This window comes from Amycolatopsis sp. NPDC059235, from assembly GCF_042754125.1.
GTDB lineage: Bacteria > Actinomycetota > Actinomycetes > Mycobacteriales > Pseudonocardiaceae > Amycolatopsis > Amycolatopsis albidoflava.
Map to the genome: position 1 here is coordinate 1 of NZ_JBHZAG010000106.1, position 15,761 is coordinate 15,761.

The 15,761-nt window shown below is 69.3% G+C and carries 18 protein-coding genes; 10 read left to right on the forward strand and 8 right to left on the reverse strand.

Going from position 1 to position 15,761, the window contains the following annotated elements; genetic code table 11:
* Positions 1-478 precede the first annotated feature (478 nt).
* A complete protein-coding gene (locus ACFXI3_RS40840; RefSeq protein WP_020662999.1) occupies positions 479-688 on the forward strand; it encodes a DNA-directed RNA polymerase sigma-70 factor in 210 nt (69 codons plus the stop codon).
* Between the two features lie 35 nt (positions 689-723).
* A complete protein-coding gene (locus ACFXI3_RS40845; RefSeq protein WP_378407041.1) occupies positions 724-1,221 on the forward strand; it encodes a Clp protease N-terminal domain-containing protein in 498 nt (165 codons plus the stop codon).
* Here ACFXI3_RS40845 and ACFXI3_RS40850 read toward each other — a convergent pair.
* Positions 1,218-1,859 (reverse strand): hypothetical protein, encoded by a 642-nt coding sequence (locus ACFXI3_RS40850; RefSeq protein ID WP_344288077.1) that lies wholly within the window; start codon positions 1,857-1,859, stop codon positions 1,218-1,220. The two genes, ACFXI3_RS40845 and ACFXI3_RS40850, sit on opposite strands and share 4 nt — an antisense overlap.
* A gap of 61 nt (positions 1,860-1,920) precedes the next feature.
* Here ACFXI3_RS40850 and ACFXI3_RS40855 point away from each other — a divergent pair, with 61 nt between their 5' ends.
* A complete protein-coding gene (locus tag ACFXI3_RS40855) occupies positions 1,921-3,360 on the forward strand; it encodes a PLP-dependent aminotransferase family protein (RefSeq protein WP_378407043.1) in 1,440 nt (479 codons plus the stop codon).
* A 151-nt stretch (positions 3,361-3,511) separates the two neighbouring features.
* On the opposite strand, the gene ACFXI3_RS40860 is transcribed toward ACFXI3_RS40855, so the two are convergent.
* From ACFXI3_RS40860 to ACFXI3_RS40870, 3 genes are all read right to left on the reverse strand, one after another.
* Entirely contained in the window at positions 3,512-3,670 is a 159-nt protein-coding gene (locus ACFXI3_RS40860; RefSeq protein WP_378407045.1) for a hypothetical protein, read from the reverse strand.
* A gap of 126 nt (positions 3,671-3,796) precedes the next feature.
* Positions 3,797-5,359 carry a hypothetical protein gene (locus ACFXI3_RS40865; protein WP_378407047.1) on the reverse strand — a complete coding sequence of 521 codons (1,563 nt, stop codon included), beginning with the start codon at positions 5,357-5,359 and terminating at the stop codon, positions 3,797-3,799.
* A 356-nt stretch (positions 5,360-5,715) separates the two neighbouring features.
* Positions 5,716-6,882: a pyridoxal phosphate-dependent aminotransferase gene (locus tag ACFXI3_RS40870; protein ID WP_378407049.1), complete on the reverse strand. Its 1,167-nt coding sequence runs from the start codon at positions 6,880-6,882 to the stop codon at positions 5,716-5,718.
* Positions 6,883-6,911: 29 nt separating this feature from the next.
* Between ACFXI3_RS40870 and ACFXI3_RS40875 the strand changes: the two genes are divergently transcribed.
* Positions 6,912-8,210 carry a DUF445 domain-containing protein gene (locus ACFXI3_RS40875; RefSeq protein ID WP_378407051.1) on the forward strand — a complete coding sequence of 433 codons (1,299 nt, stop codon included), beginning with the start codon at positions 6,912-6,914 and terminating at the stop codon, positions 8,208-8,210.
* A gap of 798 nt (positions 8,211-9,008) precedes the next feature.
* On the opposite strand, the gene ACFXI3_RS40880 is transcribed toward ACFXI3_RS40875, so the two are convergent.
* Positions 9,009-9,476, reverse strand: coding sequence for a CGNR zinc finger domain-containing protein (locus ACFXI3_RS40880; protein ID WP_378407053.1), 468 nt, complete (start codon positions 9,474-9,476; stop codon positions 9,009-9,011).
* Between the two features lie 94 nt (positions 9,477-9,570).
* Between ACFXI3_RS40880 and ACFXI3_RS40885 the strand changes: the two genes are divergently transcribed.
* From ACFXI3_RS40885 to ACFXI3_RS40895, 3 genes are read left to right on the forward strand one after another with little or no spacing between them, the layout of a single operon-like run.
* Positions 9,571-9,939, forward strand: a complete 369-nt coding sequence (locus tag ACFXI3_RS40885; RefSeq protein ID WP_378407055.1) for a VOC family protein — start codon at positions 9,571-9,573, stop codon at positions 9,937-9,939.
* A 60-nt stretch (positions 9,940-9,999) separates the two neighbouring features.
* A complete protein-coding gene (locus ACFXI3_RS40890; RefSeq protein WP_370940595.1) occupies positions 10,000-10,338 on the forward strand; it encodes a zf-TFIIB domain-containing protein in 339 nt (112 codons plus the stop codon).
* Position 10,339: 1 nt separating this feature from the next.
* Positions 10,340-10,981 carry an AAA family ATPase gene (locus ACFXI3_RS40895; RefSeq protein WP_378407057.1) on the forward strand — a complete coding sequence of 214 codons (642 nt, stop codon included), beginning with the start codon at positions 10,340-10,342 and terminating at the stop codon, positions 10,979-10,981.
* A gap of 33 nt (positions 10,982-11,014) precedes the next feature.
* On the opposite strand, the gene ACFXI3_RS40900 is transcribed toward ACFXI3_RS40895, so the two are convergent.
* Entirely contained in the window at positions 11,015-11,395 is a 381-nt protein-coding gene (locus ACFXI3_RS40900) for a winged helix-turn-helix transcriptional regulator (RefSeq protein ID WP_378407059.1), read from the reverse strand.
* Positions 11,396-11,547: 152 nt separating this feature from the next.
* Between ACFXI3_RS40900 and ACFXI3_RS40905 the strand changes: the two genes are divergently transcribed.
* The gene (locus ACFXI3_RS40905) at positions 11,548-12,351 is read left to right on the forward strand and encodes an enoyl-CoA hydratase/isomerase family protein (RefSeq protein ID WP_378407061.1); all 804 of its coding nucleotides are present in this window, start codon (positions 11,548-11,550) and stop codon (positions 12,349-12,351) included.
* A gap of 177 nt (positions 12,352-12,528) precedes the next feature.
* Here ACFXI3_RS40905 and ACFXI3_RS40910 read toward each other — a convergent pair whose 3' ends face one another.
* Together ACFXI3_RS40910 and ACFXI3_RS40915 are read right to left on the reverse strand one after the other, a co-directional pair.
* Complete coding sequence (locus ACFXI3_RS40910) at positions 12,529-13,110, reverse strand: hypothetical protein (protein WP_378407063.1); 582 nt, start codon at positions 13,108-13,110, stop codon at positions 12,529-12,531.
* A gap of 181 nt (positions 13,111-13,291) precedes the next feature.
* Complete coding sequence (locus ACFXI3_RS40915; protein ID WP_378407065.1) at positions 13,292-14,461, reverse strand: methyltransferase domain-containing protein; 1,170 nt, start codon at positions 14,459-14,461, stop codon at positions 13,292-13,294.
* Positions 14,462-14,601: 140 nt separating this feature from the next.
* Here ACFXI3_RS40915 and ACFXI3_RS40920 point away from each other — a divergent pair, with 140 nt between their 5' ends.
* Positions 14,602-15,000 carry a helix-turn-helix domain-containing protein gene (locus tag ACFXI3_RS40920; protein ID WP_043836265.1) on the forward strand — a complete coding sequence of 133 codons (399 nt, stop codon included), beginning with the start codon at positions 14,602-14,604 and terminating at the stop codon, positions 14,998-15,000.
* The gene (locus ACFXI3_RS40925; protein WP_344288102.1) at positions 14,997-15,680 is read left to right on the forward strand and encodes a hypothetical protein; all 684 of its coding nucleotides are present in this window, start codon (positions 14,997-14,999) and stop codon (positions 15,678-15,680) included. The genes ACFXI3_RS40920 and ACFXI3_RS40925 overlap by 4 nt, the downstream gene beginning before the upstream one ends.
* Positions 15,681-15,761: the final 81 nt, after the last annotated feature.

The window sequence follows — 15,761 nt, forward strand, 5'->3', positions numbered from 1 at the left end:
GGCGGGAAAGATGCCTTGACAAGCACCCCCGAACCGCAGGGAGGCTTCGTATCGGGGTTGGGGGAGGGGCTGGGTGCCTCGATAGTTGGGTGCACCGGTGCGGTTTGTCGAGGTGCGCCGGTGCGGTTTGTTGGTGGGTGGGGCTAGCGCCCCAATGTGGCATTGGGTGCATGCGACGCACCGAACGCCACACTGGGTGCGCGGGACGCACCCAATGCCACATTGGGTGCGTGCGACGCAACCAATGCCGCATTGGGTGCGCGGGACGCACCGAACGCCGCGTTGGGTGCGTCGCGGAGATGGGGCGGGCTGTGAAGGGCTCCTTGGGGGAATCTGGGTCTGTGAAGGTTCCCCTCACGGACTTCGGCGGGTTGTGAGGGGAACCCTGAGGGACTCAGAGTCCGTGAAGGTGGCCCTGACGGACCTGGGGTGTCAACGGAGGTTGACAGGAGTGCGAGCGTCAACCTAGATTGACATCATGACGGAAGCGACGGATCTGGCCGCTCGCGCCGGTGACCGGGATCCCCGGGTGGGGCTTCGGGCGGTGGCGGCGCTGAGGCGGTTGCTGGAGCAGTTGGAGGCGGTGCAGGTGCGCAGCGCGCGCTTGCACGGCTGGTCTTGGCAGGACATTGCGGCCGAGTTGGGGGTCAGCCGGCAGGCCGTACACAAGAAGTACGGGAGGCATTGATGTTCGAGAAGTTCACCCATGACGCCCGGAGAGCGGTGGTCGAGGCGCAGGCGGCGGCGCATGAGGCGGGGGCGCACGAGATTTCCGCGCAGGCCGTTTTCGCCGGGTTGGCGCGGGTTGAGAACGGCGAGGCGGTGCGGCTGTTGCGGGTGCTCGGGGTGTCTCGCGACGACGTCTTCGCGGAGCTTGCCCGGGTGCGTCGGCGTGGCGGGATCAGTGACGCCGATGCCGAGGCGCTTACCGAGTTCGGCATCGACGTCGATCAGATTGTGGACCGGATCGAGCAGACGCATGGGCCGGGTGCGCTCGCTGAGGCTGGGCGGCGCAGCCGGCGCAATCACTTGCCGTTCACCTCGGAGGCCAAGAACGCGCTGCAGATGAGCGTGCGGGAGGCGCACGATCTCGGCGACAAGCATCTCGGGCAGGAGCATCTGCTGCTCGCGCTCGTCAAACAGCGCGGTCCGGTCGCTGATTTCCTTGCGGCGCGCGGCATTGACTACCCGGCGGTCCGCCAGGCCGTCGGCGGTCGCTAATGCTGTTCTCGCTCGTCCGGCCCGGTGCGCCAAGTGACCAGGGGGAGCAGGGCCTGGGTCAGCGGGCCGATGCTGAGGGCGTACAGCACGGTTCCGACGCCGACCGAGCCGCCCAGCAGCCAGCCGGCGGCCAGGACAAGGACCTCGATGCCGGTCCGGACCAGGCGCACTGACCAGCCGGTTCGGGCGTGCAGGCCGGTCATCAGGCCGTCTCGCGGGCCGGGGCCAAGGCGGGTGCCGACGTACACCGCGGTCGCGACGGCGTTCAGGACTACGCCGCCGATCAGCATCAGGATCTGCCAGACGAGCACGTGCTGGTCCGGCAGTACGGCGCGCACCGCGTCGACGGCCACGGCGATCACCGCGATGTTCGCGACGGTGCCGATGCCGGGGCGCTGCCGTAGCGGGATCCACAGCAGCAGCACGAACACCGCCACGACGGCGCTGATCGTGCCGAACGTCAGGCCGGTGAGCTTGGTCAGGCCGTCGTTCAGCACGTCCCACGGGTCGAGGCCGAGGCGGGCTCGGGTGAGCATGGCCATGCTCGCGCCGTAGAGCGCGAGACCGGCGAACAACTGGGCGCCGCGGCGCGCGGGGGATCGGCGGATGCTGAGCGGACTGAGGTCGATAGCTGCCACTTCTCCACTATTGGCGACAACTGGCCTGATATGCCATGGCCAATGCGCAATAATTGGCCTTATGGAACCTCTAGGCGGACGCATCTCGGGACGGCGATTGGCCACATTGCTGGGGGAATGGCGGCAGCGTGGCTCCCGGCAGGGTGCGTCCGACCTCGCGGCGGCGGTCGAGTTGCACGTGCTCGACGGGCAGTTGCCGATCGGCACCCGGCTGCCCGCCGAGCGCGAACTCGCCGACGCGCTCGGCGTCAGCCGCACGCTCATCGGGGCGGCGCTCGACCGGCTCCGCGCGGACGGTCTCGTCGCCAGCCGTCGCGGGGCTGGGTCGTGGGTGGCCGGGGTGGGGAACCGCGACGAGGCCGAGGCGGTTCGCGACGACCTCCTCGACCTCGCGCGGGCCGCGCCGCCTGCGGTGCCTGGGCTGATGGCCGCGTTCGACACCGCGCGGCGGGACCTCGTCGAGTACGCCAGCGGCAACGGTTACCTCACGGGCGGGCTCCCGCGGCTGCGCGAGCGGATCGCCGAGCGCTACACCGCGCGCGGGCTGCCGACCACGCCGGACCAGGTGCTGGTGACGTCCGGGGCGTACTCCGCGTTCGTGCTCTGCCTGCGGATGCTGACCGGGCCGGGCGACCGGGTCCTGCTTGAACAACCGACGTATCCCAACGCCATCGACGCCGTCCGCGCGACGCACGCGTTGCCGGTGCCAGTCGCGCTCGATCCGGTGCACGGCTGGGATCTGCCCGGGATCGAGGCCGCGCTGCGCCAGGCCGCGCCCCGGTTCGGCTACCTCGTGGTGGACTTCCAGAATCCGACCGGACTCCGTCTCGACGCGGCCGGGCGCGAACGGCTCGGCGGGCTGCTCGCCCGATCGCGGACACCGGTCGTGGTCGACGAATCGTTGGTAGAGCTGGATTACGAGGGCGATCCGGTGGACGGTCCGCCGCCGCTGGCCGCGTTCGGCGGGGATCTGGTGCTGAGCGTCGGATCGGCGGCGAAATCGCAGTGGGGCGGGCTGCGGCTGGGCTGGATCCGGGCGTCGACGGATCTGCTGGACCGGTTGCAGTCCTCGCGGTTCGCGGTCGATCTCGGCGCGCCGGTGTTCGATCAGCTGGTGCTGGCGGCGTTGCTGGAACCGGAGGGCTACGAGGTGCTCGCCCGGCGGCGGACGGAATTCCGGGAGCAGCGGGACATCACGGTCGCGGCACTGCGCAAGTACTGTCCAGAGTGGACATTCCAGGTGCCGTCCGGCGGATTGTCGGTGTGGTGCCGGTTGCCGGAGCCGATGAGCACGCGGCTGGCCGTGTCGGCGGCGAATCGCGGGGTGCAGCTCGCACCCGGATCGCGGTTCGGGGTGCACGGCGGATTGGAACGCTGGCTGCGGCTGCCGTTCGGGCTGCCGCGCGAGCAGTTGCCGGAGGCGGTGCGGCGGGTCAGCGCGGCGGCGGCCTCGGTGCGCGGCTGCGCGGACGTGCCCGCGGAACGGATTCCGGTGACGTAGCGCGGTTTTCTCCCGGAAAAGTGAACAGCCGGTGCACCGGATGGGATCCAGCCACTCCAGGGAGGGTGGCGGTCTCCTGTCCGGCGCACCGGCCGATCGTCCGAGGCGCTTCCCGGCACAGCCCCTCGAAGTGCCGGGAAGCGCCCTCGGTTCAGGCGAGCTTCGGTTGGCGCAGGCTTTCGCTCGGCGCGGTGAGCGAAAGCCTCCGGAGCACGCCCGTGGTGGGTCCCGGCGCCGCGGGGGCCGCGCGGCGCCGGGACCGGGACCCGATCCGGCCGGGCGCGGTCGGCCGGTCGGGAAGTGCGGTCATGGTTCAGCCCCTGGTTCGAAGTGACAGTGGTGCGAAGGGGTGAGCCCGGCGCAGCGAACGGGCGCGCGCGATCAAGAAGTTGATCTTGACGTGGACGTAGCTCTCCCCGGATAACCGGTCGGGCGGTCAGTCCGGGGAGGTGGTCGGCAGGGCGGCGTCCCTGCCGGCGCCGTCGACCTCGTGGTCGCGGCTGACGCCGATGAGCTTGAGCTGAGTGACGGTGTCGCCGTCGCCGGCGAGCGCGAACAGCTGGCGCAGGCCGCCGGAACCGTCGTGTCCCGGCGAGGCAGTCGACGCGGGTGCGGCAGGCGCGGCCGGAGCCGAGGGGAGGCCTTCGCCGCCACCGCTGCTGCCGCCGCCGGCCCGGCTGCGCTCCTTGACCGGAGGCGCGGGCTGGGTCTCCTGCTTAGCGGCGGGCGGTGCGGCGACGACGCGGGCGGGCGCGGTGTGCGCGACGGCGACGGGCTGTTTGCTGGCCTTCACGACGACCGGCGCTTCGGGTTCTTTCGCCAGCTTCGTCGCGGGGACGGAGGCGGTGACCGAGCCGCTGGCCGACGGCGCGGGTTCGACGGGGCGGACCGGCTGTTCGACGACCCGGATCGGCGCGGTGTCGATCACCGTGTCGACCGAGGTCACGGTGGTGTGCAGGGTCGTGTCGACGGTGTCGTCGACGGTTCCGAGGATGCCGTCGAGGAGCCCTGGCTGGCCGTGTTCGGGGCTGCCGAGGAGGCCGCTCAGCAGGCCTGGGCCGGACTCGCGGTCGGAGCCGCCGAGAAGGCCGCCGAGGAGTCCTTGCTGGGGTTCGTGGCTGGCGATGTTGCCAGGCTGGGGCTGGAGTGCGCTGGTGATGCTGCTGAGGAGGCCGGGCCGGGATGCGGTGCTGGTGCTGCTGAGGATGCTGGGCTGGGGCGCGTTGCTGGTGCTGCTGAGGGTGCCGGGCTGGGGCGCATTGCTGGCACCGCTGAGGGTGCCGGGCTGGGATGCGTTGCTGGCACCGGTGAGGGTGCCTTGCTCGGGGTCGCCGCTGGTGCCGGGCTGGGGCGCGTTGCTGGCACCGCTGAGAAGGCCGGGCCGGGTGGCGGCTTCGGGCGCGGGATTGCTCGCCGGCGCGTGGTGCTTTGGCTTGACCGGGCTCTTCGGCTTGGCGAGCTTGGCTGGCTTGGTCACCGTGGCCGCCGGCTCAGGCCGGGAAACGTGGTGGCCCGGGTTCTGCGGGTCGCTTCCGGCCGAAGTGACCGACCGGAAGCTCACGTCCGGCCGGTAGTCGTCGGCGGAGACCTGGAACCGGTGCAGGCTGGCGCGCTTGGCACCGGTCGCCGCGCCGGGCATGGCCCAGGTGAGCGTGCCGGACGTGGCCGTCCCGGCGTAGCGGTGCTCCGGGTCGGTGTCGTGCGTCGACGCGATCGGACGGTCGGCGTGGTCGGAGTGGTCGGTGCTCGCCGCGTTCGCCTGCGACAACGCCGCGCCGAGCAGCCATCCGGCCAGGGTGAGTCCGCCGGCGACGGCGATTCGTGCGGCCGGTCGGGCGATCGGCGCCGCCCAGGCGCGTGGCCGCCGGCCCGCGCCCGCGCGCGCGAAGGAGGCATTCCGCTCAGCGCGCTCGACCATTCCCAGCAGCGCGGAACCCGTTGCGCTCGCGCCGGACGGCGCGGGCTGGGCGAGGCCGCGCGGGGTCGCCATGCCGGTCACGCCACCACCACCGTCCGCGCCTGAAGCTCGTGCGGCCCACCGCACGAGACTGATCTTGCTGGGGCTCTCTTCCGGCCAGGTCGCAGGTCCCCCGGGGCTGCCCTCTTTCTAGCACCGGACGCGAGTGTTTCATCTCTCCCGCGCTCGATCCACCCCGTAAGGCGGAACGTCCGCACCGGCTCTGGTGTCCGATCCGCCCTAGTCGATCACCCTGCGTCGCCTCAACCGGGGCGGATGCGGCCATCCGGGCGGCCCTCCGGAGACGCGAATTCGGGTGTTGACCCGATGTTTCGGCCACCGCGACACTCTCGGTATCGCCGTTCCCGCAGGGACAAACCGCGGCCGGACCGCAGTCGTCAGACGAGTTTCCGCAGGCGTTCGACGGCTTCGTCGATCACCTCGTTGCGCTTGCAGAACGCGAACCTCAACAAGTGTTTCCACTCGTCCGGGTGATCCGTGAACACCTTGACGGGTACCGCGGCGACTCCGGCGCGTTCTGGCAGCGTCCAAGCGAGTTCGGCGGCGTCGTCGAAACCGAGCGGACGCACGTCAGCCGTCACGAAGTACGTCCCCGCGCTCGGCCGTACCGCGAATCCCGCATCAGCAAGGCCGGCTGACAGCCGATCGCGTTTCTCTTGCAGGCTCACGCGCAGGTTTTCGACCCACTCAAGCTCGTTGTCGAGCGCGTACGCGACGGCCGGCTGCAGCGGTCCGCCGGAGACGAAGGTGATGAACTGCTTCGCCGCCTTCACCGCGGCGACCAGCTCTGGCGTCGAGCAGATCCAGCCGATCTTCCATCCGGTGCAGTTGAACGTCTTGCCCGCGCTCGAGATCGCGACGGTCCGCTCGCGCATCCCGGGGAACGACGCGAGCGGAAGGTGCTCGGCACCGTCGAAGACGAGGTGCTCGTAGACCTCGTCGGTGACCGCGATGAGATCGTGCTCGACGCACAGCCGCGCGACTTCCTCCAGCTGCGCGCGCGAAAACACCGTGCCGGTGGGGTTGTGCGGCGAATTCAGCAGCACCGCGCGAGTGCTCGGCGTGATCGCGTCGCGGAGGGCGTCGAGGTCGAGTTCGAGCTGTCCGCCCTCGGTTTCGACGAGCCCGATCACGCGCCGCTGCGCGCCGGCCATCGCGACCGCGGCGGCGTACGAGTCGTAGTACGGCTCGACCACGATCACCTCGTCGCCGGACTCGGTCAGCGCGATCAGCGTCGCCGCGATGGCCTCGGTCGCACCCGCGGTGACCAGGATCTCGGTGTCCGGGTCGTAGCTGGCGCCGTAGCGCTGGCGGTGCCTGCTGATCGCGGCGCGCAGCTCCGGACGGCCCGGCCCGGGCGGGTACTGGTTGTCGCCGCCGAACAGCGAGTTCTTCGCCGTTTCGAGCATGCCGGCGGGCCCGTCGGTGTCCGGAAACCCCTGGCCGAGGTTGACCGCGTCGTGCCGGACGGCGAGCGCGGTCATCTCCGCGAAGACCGTCGAGGTGAACGGGCGGAGGCGGGGGACGAGAGCTGGTTCACGCACGAGAACGCATCCTCACGGACAATGGCGGTGTGGAGCAACTCACCCCTGCCAAGGTCACGCCCGCGGATCCGCCCGGCGGCACCGCCGGCGAAGAGGCGAAACGGCGCGGCCTGCGCAAGATGAAGCTGGTCGCGCTGTCCTTCCTGCTCGGCGCGACGATCGTGTTCCTGCTGACGAGCTGGGCGGAGTCGGCGGGCTGGGGAGGCTGGGTCGGCTACGTGCGCGCCGCGGCCGAGGCGGGCATGGTCGGCGCGCTCGCGGACTGGTTCGCGGTGACCGCGCTGTTCCGGCATCCGCTCGGGCTGCGGATCCCGCACACCGCGATCATCCCGAACAAGAAGGACGCGCTCGGCAACAGCCTCGGCGAGTTCGTCGGCTCGAACTTCCTGTCCCCGGATGTCATCCGCGACAAGCTCCGTCGAGTGGAGGTCGCCAGCAGGCTCGGCGGCTGGCTCTCGCAACGCGACAACGCGGAACGCGTGACGTCGGAACTGGCGACAGTCGTGCGCGGCGCGGTGACCGTGCTCCGCGACGAGGACGTGCAGGCGATCATGGAGCAGGCCGTGGTCAAACGCGTGATCGACAAACCGTGGGGCCCGCCGCTCGGCAAAATCCTGGCGGGCGTCTTCGAGGACGGCGCGCACCACAAGCTCGTGGACCTGATGTGCGACCGGGCCTATGAGTGGGTCCGGGACAACCACCAGACGATGCTGCGCGTGGTCTCGGACCGCGCGCCGAGCTGGTCGCCGAAGTTCGTGGACGAAATGCTGGCGGACAAGGTGTACGGCGAGGTCCTGACGTTCGCCTGGGCGGTGAAAACGGACGTCAACCACCCGATGCGCTTGGCGCTGGACAAGTTCCTCGGCGAGTTCGCGCAGGACCTGCAGACCGACCCGAAGACGATGGAGCGGGCCGAGCAGGTCAAGGGCCAGATCGTGAGCCACGGCGAAGTGCAGAAACTGATCGGCAACGCGTGGGCGACGGCCAAGGAAATGCTGCTGAACGCCGCGGAGGACCCGTCGAGCGAACTGCGCCAGCGGGTCCGGGGCGGGTTGGAATCGCTGGGCAAACGCCTGGTGGACGACCCGTCGATGACCTCGAAGGTGAACGGCTGGGTCGAGAGCGCGGCGGTTTACCTGGTGACCCACTATTCGCGGGAGATCACGACGATCATCACGGACACGGTGGAGCGGTGGGATGCCGAGGAGACTTCGCGGAAGATCGAACTGCAGGTCGGGAGGGATCTGCAGTTCATCCGGATCAACGGGACCGTGGTGGGGGCGCTGGCCGGGCTGGTGATTTACGCGGTCGCGCAGTTGTTGTTCTGAGGGTGGGGGTTTGCGGTGTGGGGGTGCCGCTGTGGGCCGGGCTGGGGGCTGGTTCGGCGGTAGTGCGGTGAGGGCTGGGCGGTTGCGGCGTGAGTCGTGGCGCGCGTGGCTGGCCGACGGCTGGGCAGCGGCCGTGGTGAAGGCTGTGCGGTGGGCGAGTTGAGGGCTAGCTGGCGGTTGCGGTGATTGCCCCGCGTGGGGCGGGTTGCCAGTTGTGGCGGGGGCGGCGCGGCGGGGTCTGACTGCTGGTTGAGGTGGATTTCGTTGTGGTTGAGCGGAATTCGTCGGCGGGGAAGCTCCGGTGGGATCGCTCGCGACCTCAGCGGATCTCGGTTCGAGCGCGCGTGCTTCGGGAGTGAGCGGAGACTGTTCCCGAGCCCCGAGCCCCGAGCCCCGAGCCCCGAGCCCCGAGCCCCGAGCCCCGAGCCCCGAGCCCCGAGCCCCGAGCCCCGAGCCCCGAGCCCACGCTCCGCGTGCAAGAGCAGTCGCAGCGGCCCGAACCCGGAGCCGAGTACGAGTCCGAGGTCGCCTTCGGTGGTCTGGTGCCGCTGTGTCGGCCGCGTTTCCTTGGTCTTCTGCCCTGCCTCGGACGGGTGCGGCGGGTGGCCGATCGTATGCGCGGCGTCCTATACCACAGCCGCGAGGCGCTCAAACCAGTTGTCCACAGGAAGCTGAGTTATCCCCGGGGTTATCCACAGGAATTCACGGTGATGGCCTAATCGCTGTCCACAACTTGTGGGGATCCGGGGCATCTGCACGTGCATATGTGGTGTGTGTGGACAAGTTGTCCACAGGGGCTTAGTTGTGCACAGCCGCGGTGCGGGCGCGCCACGAGCGGGCTTTTTCGCGGTTTCCGCAGACGCGCATCGAGCACCAGGTGCGGGAGCGGTTGCGGGATTCGTCGAAGAAGGCCCACAGGCAGTCGTCGGCGGGGCAGATCTTCAGGCGGACCCAGTCGCCGCGGATGGCCATTCGGGTGGCGGCGGCGAGGGTCGCGGTGACGGCGTCGGGGGCGAGCAGCGTCGGGCCGGTGTCGGTGAGGGTGAAGCGGAGCGGGACGTCGAGCGTGGTCGCGGGCAGCCGCGGATCGCCGACTGCGGCGCGCAGGCTGTCTCGCACCGCGCGGGCTTCGGCGGGATCGTTCGGTGTCACGTCGTGGTCCGCGGCCCACTGCCGCCAGAGTCCCGGATCGTCCAGCAGGTCGTCGCCCCGTTCGATGTCGACGGTGTTGAGAAAGGCGACCACCAGGGAAGCGTCGGTGTGCACCTCCCCAGTGTACGGGCGATATCGGTTGCGACCTGGTGACCTAACCGACATACTCGCTTTACTGGTTACGAAACGAGGAGAGGGTGGACGAACCATGGGTGCGATTCCGACGTTCGGCGGCGTTGCGTTCGACTGTCCGGACCCGGCGGCACTGGCCGGCTTCTATCGCTCCGTCCTTGAGTGGGCCGAACCTGAGATCGCCGAGGACAACCACTGGGCCACGCTCGTCGACCCGCGCGGCGGCGTCCGGCTGGAGTTTCAGCGGGTGGCCGGTTACCGCGCCCCCGAATGGCCGTCGCAGGACACGCCGCAGCAGGCGCATCTCGACCTGGACGTCCCCGATCTCGAGGCCGCTCACCAGCGCATTCTCGGGCTGGGTGCGAAGCTGCTCGACGATTCGCCGAAGACCTTCCGCGTGTACGCCGATCCGGTCGGTCACCCGTTCTGCCTCTGCGCCTGCTGACGCAGTGCGGCGAATCCGCGTAGGGTCGGATGCGTGATTTGTCCGAAGTGTCAGAACATGATGCGCACGGTCGACAAGAACGGCGTCCACATCGAGCAGTGCGACGGCTGCCGCGGGATCTTTCTCGACCGCGGCGAACTGGAGCAGATCGCCGGTGCGGAGAGCGCGTTCTACCGGCAGCAGCCGCCGCAGTACGCCCGTGCCGATTCGCCTCGTCCTTACCAGGGCGGGTACTCGGATTCGCCCCGTCCGTACCGGGGAGGGCATTCGGATTCGCCGCGCCCGTACCGGGGCGGGCACGCGGACTCGCCACGGCCGTACCGCGGCGGCTACGGGGATTCCCCGCGGCCGTACGATCGGCGCCGCAAGCGCAGTTTCCTCGAGAATCTCTTCGACTGAGTTGTCCGCCGATCCGGTAGCACTTGACCTGCGGATCTGTCCGGCCTGCGGCGATCGGGCGAGTTGTCCACAGGCTGACGGGGACCTCTTGCGGTGCGCGGAGTGCGGGGAGCGGTGGCCGTTTCGGCGGCTGCCGTTGTTCGCATTGACCGGTCCGAGCGCGGGCGGCAAATCGACAGTCGGGCCGAAGCTGGCGCAGCGGTTGGCGGGCGAGGCTGTCGTGCTGGAGCAGGACGTGCTGTGGACTGGCGCGTTGCGCGACGACGAACCGGGGAATCCGGCATTTCGCGGGGCCTGGTTGCGGATGGCGGCGATGCTGCACCAGAACGGACGGCCGGTCGTGCTGTGCGGGACGGTCGCGCCGCAGGAGCTGGAACCGTTGCCAGAGCGCGTTTTCTTCTCGGACGTGCACTATCTGGCGCTGGTCGCGGACAACGAGACCCTCCGGCGACGGCTGCGCGCCCGGCCGGCGTGGCGGGAGTGGGACGAGCCGCGCATCGAGGAGATGCTCGAGTTCAACCTGTGGATACGCGGGCAGGTCGAGTCCATCGACACGACGGACGCCCGGCTCGACGACGTCGTGACCGAAGTGGAGAAGTGGGTTCGGGCCAGAATTGGGTCGGACCTAGGAATTGGTGCGTGAGCGGGATTTGGCTGGGTCGGACCTAGCGACCCTTCACGATTCTTCCGCGCGGAGCCGTTCGTCGTACCGCTGCTGGGATTCGTGGATCTCCCCGGTGTGCGCGACAGTCCAGTCGTACAGCCTGCCGAATGGCTCGCGGAGGGATTCGCCAAGCGGGGTAAGGGAATACTCGACTCCGACCGGGGACGTCGGCAGTACGCGCCGGACGATCATGCCGTTGCGCTCCAGGCGGCGCAGGGTCTGGGTCAGCACCCGCTGCGTCACGCCTTCCAGGCGGCGTTTGATGTCGTTGAACCGCCGCGGCTCCTCCAGCACGGCCATCGCCATCATCGACCATTTGTCCGCGATCTGGTCGAGGATCGGGCGGCTGGGGCAGTCGGCCCGGTAGACGGTTCCGGTGTCAGGGGCGGCCATCTCGGTATCCTCCATGATCCTTGCGATGCCCAAAGTGCGTTATTGACGCTGGTCGATCCGGGTCCGAGTCTAGGTATGCATCAGGAACCTAGCTGCCTGCCGGATACGTATCGGAGACCCGCATGCCCCACGACGCCTACGCGACCCTGCGAGTGAGCCGCGAGGCCGGCCTCGTCCGCGTCACGATCGACAACCCGCCCGTCAACGTCCTCGACGTCGCTCTCATGGCGGACCTCCGGCGCCTCCTGACGACGCTGCGGGACGACGCATCGGCGCGGGTGGTCGTTTTCGACAGCGCCGACCCGGACTTCTTCATCGCCCACGTCGACATGTCGCTGGTCGACGCGCCGGACGCGTTCGATCAGTTCGCCCCCGACGTGCCGTCGGGGCTCAACGTTTTCCAGGCACTGGGCGAGTTGCTGCGGCGTCAGCCGCAGGTGACGATCGTCAAACTGGCCGGTCTGGCGCGCGGCGGCGGGGCGGAGTTCGTCGCCGCCGCGGACATGACCTTCGCGGCGATCGGCGCCGCGGGCATCGGCCAGATCGAAGCGCTGATGGGGATTGTGCCGGGCGGCGGAGGGACGCAGTATCTGGCGAACCGGATCGGTCGCAATCGCGCGTTGGAAGCGGTGCTTGGCGCCGAGTTGTACGACGCGCGGACTGCGGAACGCTACGGCTGGGTCAATCGGGCGGTGCCGGACGACGAATTGGACGAATTTGTCGATCAGTTGGCGCGCAACATCGCCGCGTTGCCGGAAGGCGTGATCGCCGCGGCGAAACAAGCTATGGCACCGGAAGATCTTTCCAACGGATTTCAGCGGGAACACGATGCTTGGGCAGGGCAATTCACTCGCCCCGCGGCGGAAGCGCTGATTCGCGGCGGACTCGCGCGGGGCGCGCAAACGCGGGTCGGCGAGCGCGATCTGGAAGGGCTGCTGCGCGGGCTGGTGGGCTGAATCAGAGGCATATCAGCCGCACGGCTGGAGGGTTGACCAGTGCGGCAGGTCGCTCTTGAGTGAGCTGGGGCTTCGCACGGCGGTGCCACTCAAGGTCGGCCTCAGTTCGACGGCATTTCTTCCAACCAATACTCGCCTTTGCCGGCCGTCCTCGGTGAGCGCGTGTTCGGCTGGCCGCTACCGGTTGGTGGTCCGTCTGCGCTCGCGTTTGCCCATTGGGCGGCGAACAGGGCCGAAGTCGCTCTTCGACGTCAGCGACGCGCGACCCTGGGGGCGCCGGGGCTCAGCCACCGGCCGCCCAGCCGGTATCCGCTTGGCGGGTTGGAGCCGCCGCACCTGGATCCCCCAGAACAGCAATACGGCGCCCAGGACGGCTACTCCCGCCGCGACCGGCACCGTGAGTTCGCGGGCAGCGACAGGCTCCACGCTCGAGGGGTCGTCGGGCAGGTAGACGACCGCGAGGCGGCCGCCGGGATAGACGGTGCGGTCCACGTCGACGGATTGCTGGGGGAGGCGGTGACCTCTGGAGTCATCGAAGGTGATCGAGGCGATATTCTGCTTTCCGCGGTGATCAACGCGATCCACGGTCGCCAAGGTGGTCACGCCGCTCCAGCTCATGTGCACCTCGCTGCTTGCGAAGGACACCCCTATCGCGAGCAGCACCGCGCCCGGCAGGGCGTAGCTGGTGAAGATCCCGGTGCGGGCCCTGGCCTTGGACAGGGAGTCGTCGACGGAGAACAATCTGGGCGCTCCGGTCATGGCGGCCGCCTCTCGTCCGTTGTCCGACAGCGTTGCTGATGCGGGCGGCCGGGACCATCGCTGATCGGGGCTGGGATTAGTCTTCTCTCTTTCAAGGGATGTCGTCCAGCCTGATACCGGTGATACTGCGGACGATGCAGTGCGCACAGCCAAACGGCCCAAAGCCTGGCGGCTGTCTCGATTACTGGGAAGATCCGCCGTCAGATTTGAGTTCCTGCAACGGCCAGCGGTTGTCCGACTGCGGATCGTCCAGCCAGAAGGTTTGTTCGTCGCTGTTCACCGTGAGCCCGAAGCGGGATCGGCTGGGGCGGCCCAGCGATTCCCAGCGGCGGTGCGCGTCCTCGGCGAGATCCCACAGAGAGCGCGGACCTCCTTGTGCTACCTCGAAACCGGAGTCAGTGCGGCGGGTGCGGGCCCAGGAACCGTCCGGATGGGACAGTGCGAAGGCTCCGTTCGGCTCGACGTGCACCGGGCGTACGTCAAGTAGTTCAAGCGAGGCGAAGAATTCGAAATGCCGTTGTGGCTTAAGGACATCTGACATCGAAAGCTCCGTAGCGCGCCATTGTGTGTCCTCTGCGGGAGGCAGTTCTGCGAGCGGTGGGAGGCGATGCGCGCGCAGGGGCATGAATCGGCCGTCGCGGGCCAGGACTTGGCCTTCGGCGGTCGTGCCTTCGCCTGCGGTGAGGCGAACGAGCCCGCCGCCGAGCGGGCGGTTGAGCGTGGTGACGACGTGCCCGCCGGGGAGTGTTTGGGCAAGCCAGGCAAGGGGAATCCGCGATACCGACGCGGTGCACAGGACCCGGTCGAAGAGAACTCCGGCCGGGAAGCCGAGTGCGCCGTCGCCGGTGGCGCACGCGGGTGCGTAGCCGCAGGAGGCGAGGCGTTCCTGCGCGGCGGCCGCGATGTCCGGGTCGATGTCTACTGTGGACACTTGGCCGGAACCGCAGCGGTGGCACAGCAAACCCGCGTTGTAGCCCGTTCCGGTGCCGATCTCCAGCACGCGATCACCCTCGCGGACCAGGAGTTCTTCCAGCATGATCGCCATGATCGCGGGCATGCTGGACGAACTGGTCGGCACGCCGGGGACCGGACCGTGGGCACGGGCGCGATCCCAGAGCGCCGGGTCGTCGTCGAGCTGGGTGACCAGGACGTCGCGCGAATAGACGCGGTCCAGCCAGTCCGGGTCGGCGCGGTCGATCGCCGCCCAGCCGTCGCCGGCGGGCACGAAAAAGCGCGGCAGGAACGCGTGCCGCGGGACGGTGGCGAAGGCCTCGGCCCAGGCTTCGTCGTGCAGCACGTCCTCTTCGACGAGCTGCCGGACCAGGCGTCGACGCAACCGTTGTGCCCGCATAAGCCCAGGGTAACGGGGTGAGCGGAACCACACCCGATGGTTGCAAGCAGGGTGCTTGCAATAGCTAGCACGCGAGCGTACTGTCGAGTAGGTCGCGAGGAGGTGACCGGATGACAGAACCCGGCGGAGCACAGCGCCCCATGGACAAGGTCGCGGACATCGCCTCCGACATCGGCGAGTACATCCGCCAGCAGCGCAGTTCCGCGAAGATTTCGCTGCGCCAGCTGTCGAAACTCGCCGGAGTGTCCAATCCGTACCTGAGCCAGATCGAGCGCGGGGTCCGCAAACCCAGCGCGGAGATCCTCCAGCAGATCGCCAAAGGGCTGCGGATCTCGGCCGAAGCGTTGTACGTGCAGGCCGGGATTCTCGACCTGCCGACCGGCGGCCCGGTCGGCGACGCGATCCGCGCCGACGCCGAGCTGACCGAACGGCAGAAGCAGGTCCTGCTCGACGTCTACGAGTCCTTCCGGCGCGAAAACGCCGCCGCGAGCACCACCGCACCGAAGACCACCCAAGAGACCACTGAGGAGTCGGCATGACCACGCCCAAGACCGAGGACGTCCGCAAGGCCGTCAACACCGCGCTCGACCAGGTCCGCACCCCGCTGCTCGCCGCGCTCGGCGCCGGCAACCTGGCCAGCCAGGCCGTGACCGACGCGGTTTCCAAGGCCCGCGCCAACGTCACCAAGAACACCGAGGCCGCGCGCAAGGGCTTCGAGGAGCTGCCGACCGACGTCGAGAGCCTCCGCGAGAAGCTCGACCCGGCCGAACTGCGCAAGGCCATCGACGAGTACACCGAGGCCGCGCTGAAGCTGTACAACAAGCTGGCCGAGTCGGGCGAGCAGGCCTGGGACAAGATCGCCGCGCAGCCGCAGGTCAAGAAGGCCCTCGAGCAGCTGGACGACGCGCTGACCGCCGCGCAGGAGCGCGTCGACGGCCTGACCGAGGAGACCCGCGAGCGCGTCGACGGCGTGCTGTCGAAGGTCACCAAGCGCACCCGTTCCGCTGGTGAGAAGGCTGCTCGCAAGGTGACCGAGGTGGCTGGCGAGACCGCGGACGCGGTTGAGGAGATCGGCGAGAACGTCGCGCACGAGACCCGGTCGGTGGCCCGCAAGGCCGCGAACCGCACCGCGCCGAAGACTGCCGCGCCTGCCCGTCGTACCACCACCAGCACCACGGCGAACGCCAAGAAGCCGGCCGCGCCGAAGACGGAGAAGTGACGGTCGCACCTGCGCCGCACCCGCACTGACGGCGGTTCGGGCGCTTCGGCGCCGGAATCGTTGGGGTGACTCGGTTTGCGC